The 258-nt window shown below is 39.5% G+C and carries 1 rRNA gene; it reads right to left on the minus strand.

What is annotated here, in order from left to right:
• Positions 1 to 98 (minus strand): 23S ribosomal RNA (locus tag LZP69_RS16485); the annotation flags it as partial.
• Between the last annotated feature and the right edge of the window lie 160 nt (positions 99 to 258).

The following is a 258-nucleotide window of genomic DNA, read 5'->3' on the forward strand; positions in this document are numbered from 1 at the left end:
TGCTTGTTACTAGCTCGCCAACGCTTTTCGCAAGTTACTACGTCCTTCATCGCCTCTGACTGCCAAGGCATCCACCGTATACGCTTAGTCACTTAACCATACAACCCAAATGAGTTTCATCTGAATCATACCGCAACTAACGGTTTCTACTTTCGCCAAAAGAATACTCAATGCACTTGATTTAAGTGTGTTTTGAGAACTCAATTATTTCGCAATAACCTTTCGGTTATTACTATCAGCTTTCCAAATTTTTAAAGA

Source organism: Shewanella sp. AS1 (assembly GCF_021412565.1).
GTDB lineage: Bacteria > Pseudomonadota > Gammaproteobacteria > Enterobacterales > Shewanellaceae > Shewanella.